The organism is Actinophytocola sp. (genome assembly GCF_045807065.1).
Lineage (GTDB): Bacteria > Actinomycetota > Actinomycetes > Mycobacteriales > Pseudonocardiaceae > Actinophytocola.
In genome coordinates, this window is sequence record NZ_JBJMIE010000699.1 from 1 (window position 1) to 7,256 (window position 7,256).

7 protein-coding genes are annotated in these 7,256 nt (G+C 72.2%); 3 read left to right on the top strand and 4 right to left on the bottom strand.

Annotation, left to right across the window (positions count from 1 at the left end):
• Positions 1-267: 267 nt before the first annotated feature.
• The 3 genes from ACJ73U_RS41115 to ACJ73U_RS41125 all read left to right on the top strand — a co-directional run bounded on the left by ACJ73U_RS41115 (position 268) and on the right by ACJ73U_RS41125 (position 2,470).
• On the top strand, positions 268-888 hold the full coding sequence (locus tag ACJ73U_RS41115; protein WP_407783198.1) for a hypothetical protein: 621 nt from the start codon (positions 268-270) through the stop codon (positions 886-888).
• Between the two features lie 203 nt (positions 889-1,091).
• Complete coding sequence (locus ACJ73U_RS41120; protein ID WP_407783199.1) at positions 1,092-1,964, top strand: universal stress protein; 873 nt, start codon at positions 1,092-1,094, stop codon at positions 1,962-1,964.
• A gap of 125 nt (positions 1,965-2,089) precedes the next feature.
• Positions 2,090-2,470 (top strand): HPP family protein, encoded by a 381-nt coding sequence (locus tag ACJ73U_RS41125; protein WP_407783200.1) that lies wholly within the window; start codon positions 2,090-2,092, stop codon positions 2,468-2,470.
• Positions 2,471-2,557: 87 nt separating this feature from the next.
• Here ACJ73U_RS41125 and ACJ73U_RS41130 read toward each other — a convergent pair whose 3' ends face one another.
• The 4 genes from ACJ73U_RS41130 to ACJ73U_RS41145 form a co-directional block, all read right to left on the bottom strand.
• Positions 2,558-3,010, bottom strand: coding sequence for a pyridoxamine 5'-phosphate oxidase family protein (locus tag ACJ73U_RS41130; RefSeq protein WP_407783201.1), 453 nt, complete (start codon positions 3,008-3,010; stop codon positions 2,558-2,560).
• The gene (locus ACJ73U_RS41135; RefSeq protein ID WP_407783202.1) at positions 3,007-5,748 is read right to left on the bottom strand and encodes a cation-translocating P-type ATPase; all 2,742 of its coding nucleotides are present in this window, start codon (positions 5,746-5,748) and stop codon (positions 3,007-3,009) included. Before ACJ73U_RS41135 ends, ACJ73U_RS41130 begins: the two co-directional genes overlap by 4 nt.
• Positions 5,745-6,035, bottom strand: a complete 291-nt coding sequence (locus tag ACJ73U_RS41140; RefSeq protein WP_407783203.1) for a hypothetical protein — start codon at positions 6,033-6,035, stop codon at positions 5,745-5,747. The genes ACJ73U_RS41135 and ACJ73U_RS41140 overlap by 4 nt, the downstream gene beginning before the upstream one ends.
• A 221-nt stretch (positions 6,036-6,256) precedes the next feature.
• A partial coding sequence (locus tag ACJ73U_RS41145) for an MFS transporter (protein ID WP_407783204.1) occupies positions 6,257-7,256 on the bottom strand: 1,000 nt, incomplete at its 5' end.

A 7,256-nucleotide genomic window follows, 5' to 3' on the forward strand; every position in this document is an offset into this window, starting at 1 on the left:
AGCGCCACGGCTGGGTGTTGTGCACCGAGGGCGCGTGGTTGGCGAGCTCGATGGCAGCGAGCACGGTGCTGCGGTCCGGTGCGGTGACAGTCATGAGACCTCCCTTGCCTGCGTTCACGGTCGCCGACCCCACGCCACCGCGACAGGGTCGTTGCTCCTCCCCCCGAGGTGCGTTGGACCCTCCCCGCCGGGACCTCTGCCTCTGCCGGAGCACGCCGCGCCGACCCGAGCATTGAGACGCCCGGAGTTCCAGGGAAAGGACGAGCGATGACACGTGGCACACCCGTGACCGTCTCGCTGCCCTCACCGGCCCTGCGGTTGATCCGGTTGCTGCGGCCCGGCGGCAACTCGCTGGCCCGCGGAGTCGACCGGTTCGAGGGCGTCGCCGTGGGCCTGTTGGTCCTACTGGCACTCGTGCTGCTGCCGGTGATGCTCACCTTCGGTTCCCTGACCTACGAAGACCTCGCCGAGCAACAGGCACACCAGAACAGCGGCCGGCACGAGACGGTCGCCGTCCTCACCGGGGACGTGGTGGAGAGCGGCGCCGTGGACGGCTCGGTCACCACCAATGGGAAGACACCGGCCCGATGGCGGACACCGGACGGTAAGGTCCACACCGGACTGGTGTACGCGGAGGACGGGCTGACGTCCGGCGCCGAGGTGCCGGTCTGGGTCGACGCGTCCGGCCGGCCGGGCGACCCGCCGATGTCCGGCCTGGAGATCGTGTGCGCCGCCGTGCTGATAGCTGTGTTGGGCTGGCTCGTCGCCGCCGGGTCGCTCGCCGTGGCCGCCGTTGGTCTGCGTCGGGCGCTCGACCGGCGCAGGTTTCGGGCCTGGGAGACCGAGTGGGCCCGCGTCGAGCCGGACTGGCGCCAACGGAGCCGGTGAGCCTCCACCACGCTCCCCAGAACATCGATACCCCCGTGCGGGGAGCCGATCACGACCGGCATCAACGAGATCAACTCGACTGTCCACTGTGGTCGTCACTATCGACCAAGGTCCCGAACGCCGCGGGACCTAGGCCGGCATCCGCCGGTCCGGAACGCGGCTAGCTTCGGTGGTGGACAAAAGAGAGCGAGAGAGGATCGATCATGACGCATCCGATCGTGGTCGGGGTGGACGGCTCCCCGTCGGCGCTTCAGGCGGTTCGTTGGGCGTCCGAGGAGGCCGTACGCCGTGGGCTGCCGCTGCGGCTGGTGAACGCGCACGCGACACCGATCGGTCTGCCAGGCGGCGTCGCGGATCCCGTCGTCGTCGAGAAGGCGCTGCGGAAGCAGGGAAAGCACTGGTTGCACGAGGCCCGGCGGATCGTCCACGATGTCTCCGGCGACCTGCGTCCCGACCTCCTGCTGATGACCGCGTCCGTCGTGCCCGCCCTCGTCGACGAGTCGCTGAACGCCTCGCTGCTGGTCCTCGGCACCCGAGGTCTGGGCGGGTTCACCGGGCTGCTGATCGGTTCCACCGCCGTGTCGTTGGCCGGCCGTGCGCACTGCCCGTTGGTCGTCGTCCGCGGTGACGAGCCCGTCCACGGCCCTGTCGTGGTGGGCGTGGACGGGACGACGACCAGTGAGGACGCCGTCGCCTTCGCGTTCGCTGAGGCGTCGGTGCACGGCGCCGACCTCGTCGCCGTGCACGCGTGGGCGGACACGGTGCTCGACACGGTGTTGCTGGGCCGTTCCGAGCCGCCGGACTTCGAGCCCGCGCAGCAGCGCGCCTACGAGACGCTCGGAGAGCGACTCGCGGGTTGGCAGGAGAAGTACCCGGAGGTGCGTGTCGTCCGCGAAGTGGTGCGGGACCACCCGTCGCGGGCGTTGCTGCGCCACGCCGGCGGCGCGCGGCTGGTGGTCGTGGGCACCCGAGGCCGCGGGGATCTCCAGGGGCTCGTGCTCGGGTCGACCGGCCAACACCTCCTGCACCACGCCCCGTGCCCGGTGGCCGTGGTGCGCACGGAACCGGACAGCTGAACAGTGGCACCGCGTGGCAACTCTCACCCGCACCGGTGGTCACCGATCGGCCAGAATCCGGCCGCCGGACGACCCCTCCACTTCCGCCACCCGGCGTCCTTCCCTCGGAGGTAACAATGTCTACAGTGGACACAACGGTCAAGCTCGTGATGACACCGGAGGTGCTCGGTATCGTGCCGACGGCATCGCTGGAGGTGGCGTTGCGGACGATGGCCGAGGCGGGAGTGCACCATCTCCCGGTGGTCGACCGCGACTGCTGCATCGGTTTGCTGCACGAGTCGGACGTGCTGTGGCGGCTGTGGTCCACGGCCGCAACCGTGTCACCCCTGGTGAGAGCCGTCGCACGCAGACCGGTGGTGGTGGTCGGTCCGTCCGACGACGTGCGCACGGTCGCGCGCTCGATGGTCGACGCGGAAACCGACGCGGCGGTCGTCGTCGACGACGACGGTCAGATCGTCGGCATCGTGACCGCCACCGACCTGCTGCGCCGGTTGGCGGCGGCCTGAGCGGTCGGCAACGCCAGGGTCGCCACACCGCCGCGGGTGAGGACCGCCGCGGTGTGGTCGATCCGACCGGCGCCTGCCACGCGGCTGTCAGAAGCGTCGCGGACCGCCGCCGGTAGCGGCAGGGGGGTGCAGTCTGCGGCCGGTCACCCTGTCGGCGATGACGCGGACGAAGTGGTCGCGTCGGCCGTCCACCCACGGGCGCAGCCAGATGCCCGACACGGCGACCAGCTCGTCCACGTCGGTGATCCGCTCGGCGGGGCCGACGACCGTGACGTTCCAGCCGGTTCGTAGGTCGGGGTCGAGGTCGTCGGCCTCGAAGGCGACCACGGAGTGGGCCGCCGCGGCGCCCAGCTTCGCGCCACCGGCCACGCGGATCACCACCTGCTCCCGGTGGACGCGGAAGTTGACCGGCTGCACCGCCGGCAGTGCGCCCTCGGTGAAGAACAGCCTGCCGATCCGCAGGGTTCCCAGCAGGGCCAGGCACTGCTCGCGGTCGAGTACTTCCAGGCGTGGTTCGTTGTCCATGGTGTGCTCCCTCATGCCGGCACCTGGTCGTGGCGGCGGCGTTGGTTTCGGCGCCACAGCTCGTCGGCGCCCCAGACGATGAGCGGGAACAGGGGCAGCAGCGCGAGGTGCGCGAGAGGTGGTGGGGTGGTGCCGAACACGTCTCGCAGCCACGGCACGGTGATGAGCGCGGCGGCGAAGGCGACCTCGAACGCGATGCCCCACAGCAACAGCCGGTTGCTGAACGGGCCGATCGCGCGCAGCGAGGCGAGCTGGGTGCGGGACGCGAACGCCGTGCCGATCTGGCACGCCACGATGCCCAGGAACGACATGGTCGTGGCCTGCAGCCACACCTGGTGCAGCGGGCTGCCCGGACCGGTCGGCGCGCCGAGGTGCCAGCCGCCGGCGAGCAGCGTCGTGAAGAACCCGGCGAGCACGAGCACCGCCGAGATGCCGCCCAGCAGGCCCCAGGCACGGCCGAGCATCCGCTTGTCGATGACGCCGTCGGTGTGGCGGCGGGGTGGTCGCCGCATGAGCCCGGGTTCCGCGGGCTCACGGCCCAGCGCCAGCGCGGGCAGTGTCTCGGTGCCGAGGTCGATCGCGAGGATCTGCAGCACGGTCAGCGGCAGCGGGATCGCGCCGCCGGACAGGGCGAACAGCAGGAACGGCACGACTTCGGGAGTCGCGTGCGCGAAGATGTAGACGATGAACTTGCGGACGTTGTCATAGACCTGCCGGCCCGCCTCGACCGCGGTCACCACCGTCGCGAAGTTGTCATCGGTGAGCACCATGGTCAACGCCTCGCGGGCGACGTCGGTGCCGGTGACGCCCATGGCCACGCCGATGTCCGCGCGGCGCAGGGCCGGCGCGTCGTTGACCCCGTCACCGGTCATCGCGACGACGTTCCCCTGTGCGCGCAGGGCGTCCGCGACACGGAGCTTCACCTCGGGGGAGCTGCGGGCGAAGATCAGTTCTTCGCCGCGGCGCAGCAGCGCGTCGAGTTCCCCCTCGCTCATGGCCTCGAGGTCGGCGCCGGTGAGCACCGTCGTGTCGGCGCCGGCGATGCCGACCCGGCGGGCGATCTCCGCGGCGGTGAGCGGGTGGTCGCCGGTCACGACGACCAGCCGGATCCCGGCGGTGTGGCAGCGGGCCACCGCGTCCGCGACCTCCGGTCTCGGTGGGTCGAACATGGCGACCACGCCGAGAAGGGCCAGGTCCGTCTCCGCGTCCTCGCGGCGGTCCGGCAGCGGTGCGTCCAGGTCGAGCACACGCTGGGCGATGGCGAGCAGCCGTAGCCCGTGGGCCGCGTACCCGGCGGTCACGGCGGTCACCTCCGCCCGGTCCGCCTCGGTCATGGGGCGGGCGGTGCCGTTGGGGTCGACGATCCGGGTCGTGCGTGCGAGCACCTCCTCCGGTGCGCCCTTGACGTGCACTGTGCGTGCACCGGCTGCCAGGTCCACTGTGGACATCAGGCGCAGGGCGGGGTCGAAGTGGAACTGGCGCAGCCGTCCGGCGTCCCGGGGCGGGGTGGCGACGTCGGCGCCGAGCCCGGCGGCCGCGCGCAGCAGCGCGACCTCGGTCGGGTCACCGGTCGACGTCTCGGGGGCGGCCGGGTCGAAGTCGGCGGTCGAGCACGCGGCCACGGCGTCGGTCAGTGCACGTCCCACTGGCGTGGCGGGTGCACCGGTGCCGAGGTCGACCGCTCCGGCAGGCGTCCAGATGTCGGTGACCCGCATGCGGTTCTGGGTGAGCGTGCCGGTCTTGTCGGTGCAGATGACCGTGGTGGAGCCGAGTGCCTCCACCGCCGAGAGCCGCTTCACGACCGCGCCGCCGCGGGCGAGAACCCGGACGCCGACCGCGAGGGCCAGCGTGATCGTCGGCAGCAGCCCTTCCGGGACGTTCGCCACGAGCAGGCCGATCGCGAAGTTCAGCGCGTCCGGCAGCGGCAGCCCGGCGACGAGCGCGGCGAGCGGCAGGAATGCGATGCCCGCGCCGATCGCGACGGCGGCGATCAGCCACGCGACCCGCTTCACCTGCCGCTCCAGCGGGCTCTCGTCCCGGCTGACCCGCTGTGACAGGGCGGCGATGCGCCCCAGTTCGGTGTGCATGCCGGTGGCGAACACGACCGCGGTGGCCTCACCGGCGGTGCAGTTGGTGCCGCTGAACAGGAGGTCATGCGCGTCGAGCAGTGGACCGTCCAGATCCGTCAGCTCGGCGGATCGGTACGCGGGCAGCGACTCGCCGTTCAACGTGGACAGGTCCACCTCGACGGCGCCGGTCAGCAGCCGGGCGTCGGCGGAGACCCGGTCGCCCTCCGCGATCACCAGCACGTCGCCGGGCACCAGGTCTCGTGCCTCGACCACCTCGCGGTGGCCCTCGCGCAGCACGGTCGCGTGGGGCGGCAGGTACGCGGCGAGCGCCTCGACCGCGCGTTCCGCCTGCTGTTCCTGGAAGAACGCGAGTGCCGCGTTCAGCACGATGACCGCGACGATCGCGCTGCCCAGCACGGCGGTGCCGGACACGTACGCGAGCGCGGCGGCGAGCCACAGGAGCAGGGCCAGCGGGTGGGTGAACTGGCGCAGGAGGTCCTGTGGCCAGCTGCGCCGCCTGCGCCGGGACAGCTCGTTGGGTCCGTAGACCACTCGCCGCCGGACCGCCTCCCGTTCCGGCAGCCCGCCGGCCCTGGACCGCAGGTCGCGCAGCAGGCGGTCGAGTGGTTCGCGCGGGTCCTGGGTCCGGATGTCGGTGTCGACCGCCACTGCCGCCGCCTTCACGTGACGATGACCTGGCCGCCGGCCGCGAGCTCGTGGAACTCGCCGACGGTGATGATCCCGTTGATCTCGGGGAGGAAGTCGTCCGGCGCCAGCTCCGTCCGCCACTGGCCGGGGTCGGTGAGGAAACCGTCCTCGCCGACCGTGACCGCCGTGCCGGTGTAGACCTTGGTGTGCCCGTCGAAGCTCGCGTCCGGTGGGTGACCGGCCAGCCCGAGCGCGCGTCGCAACCGGTTCGCGGTCAGCGTGCCACCGGTGCCCGCACCGAGGATCACGACGTGTCTGCTCATGCCTCCACTGTGTGCGTCGGCCGCACGGGCCGCCGGAGGCGTTCGGCCTTCCCCACTGGGACCAACGTCCCTGTTTCGCGGCGGTGTCCTCAGTGGACAGGGCGCCGCTGCCGTGCGCCGGGGTGACCGGTCAGCGCTTCAGGCGGCATTCCGGTGAGCGCCGCGACGGCACCGGCCACGTCGGCGCGATGCCGAGCAGGAGGTCCAACCGTCGGCCGCGGTCACCGCGCGCCTGCTCGCTGGACGAGGAACAGCAGCAGCGCCGCGGCCTGGACCGCGGCGACCACAGCGATGGTGGCGGTGAGAGAGTGCGTGTAGAGGGCGCCGACGAGGGTGGAGCCGACGAGTGTGGCGGCACCGAAGCCGGCGGCGAAGATGCCGTACGCGGTGCCGCGCCGATGGGTGGGGACGAGATCGGCGACCGCGGCGCGCATGGTGGACTCCTGGATGCCCAGCACCACGCCCCACAGCAGGATGCCGGTGACGGCCAGGCCGACATCGTGCTGGAAGGCCAGCGGCGGGATCGCGGCGGACAGGATCGGCACGGCGAGCAGGCTACGGCGTCCGACGTGGTCGTAGAGCCAGCCGGTGGCCACGGCCGCGGCGGCGTCGACGATCATGGCCGCCGCGTAGATGACCGGGATGACAGCGGTGGGCACAAGGCGCTGGTCGGCGAGGTGGAAGGACAACACGCCGAAGGTGGCGTAACCCAGGGTGGTCAGCACCGTGAAGGCCAGATAGCCCCAGAACGCGCGGGGTAACGGCACCCTCTCGCCGCTGGTCGTCGGCGCGGCCTCGTAGCGGCCTGGGTCGGGCGCCCGGGTCCGCAACCGCACCAACAGCACCAGCACCGCGACGCCGGGGAGCGCGAGCATCCAGAACGCGGGCCGGTAGTCGCCGCCGGAGAGCACGAGGGTGCCGGCCACGGCGAGCGGGCCGAGCAGCGCGCCGATCTGGTCGAGAGCTTCGTGGACGGCGAACCCGCGGCCCCGACCGACCGCGCCGGCGGCGTGGGAGAGCAGGACGTCCTTGGCAGGACTGCGAACCGCCTTGCCCGCCCGTTCGGCGATGACCAACCCGGCGGCCAACCACAGCGCGGTCGCGAACCCCAGCAACGGCACCGCGGCGACGGTCAGGGCATAGCCGGCCAGCGTGAGCGGCCAGTAGGCGCGGGTGCGATCGGCGAGCGCTCCCGTGCCGAGTCTTCCCGCGAACGCGAAC

What these genes read in the sequence shown, in the direction of transcription:
- ACJ73U_RS41115 (WP_407783198.1), top strand. Translation starts at nt 268, where the DNA reads ATGACACGTGGCACACCCGTGACCGTCTCGCTGCCCTCACCGGCCCTG.
- ACJ73U_RS41120 (WP_407783199.1), top strand. Translation starts at nt 1,092, where the DNA reads ATGACGCATCCGATCGTGGTCGGGGTGGACGGCTCCCCGTCGGCGCTT.
- ACJ73U_RS41140 (WP_407783203.1), bottom strand. Translation starts at nt 6,035, where the DNA reads ATGAGCAGACACGTCGTGATCCTCGGTGCGGGCACCGGTGGCACGCTG.
- ACJ73U_RS41130 (WP_407783201.1), bottom strand. Translation starts at nt 3,010, where the DNA reads ATGAGGGAGCACACCATGGACAACGAACCACGCCTGGAAGTACTCGAC.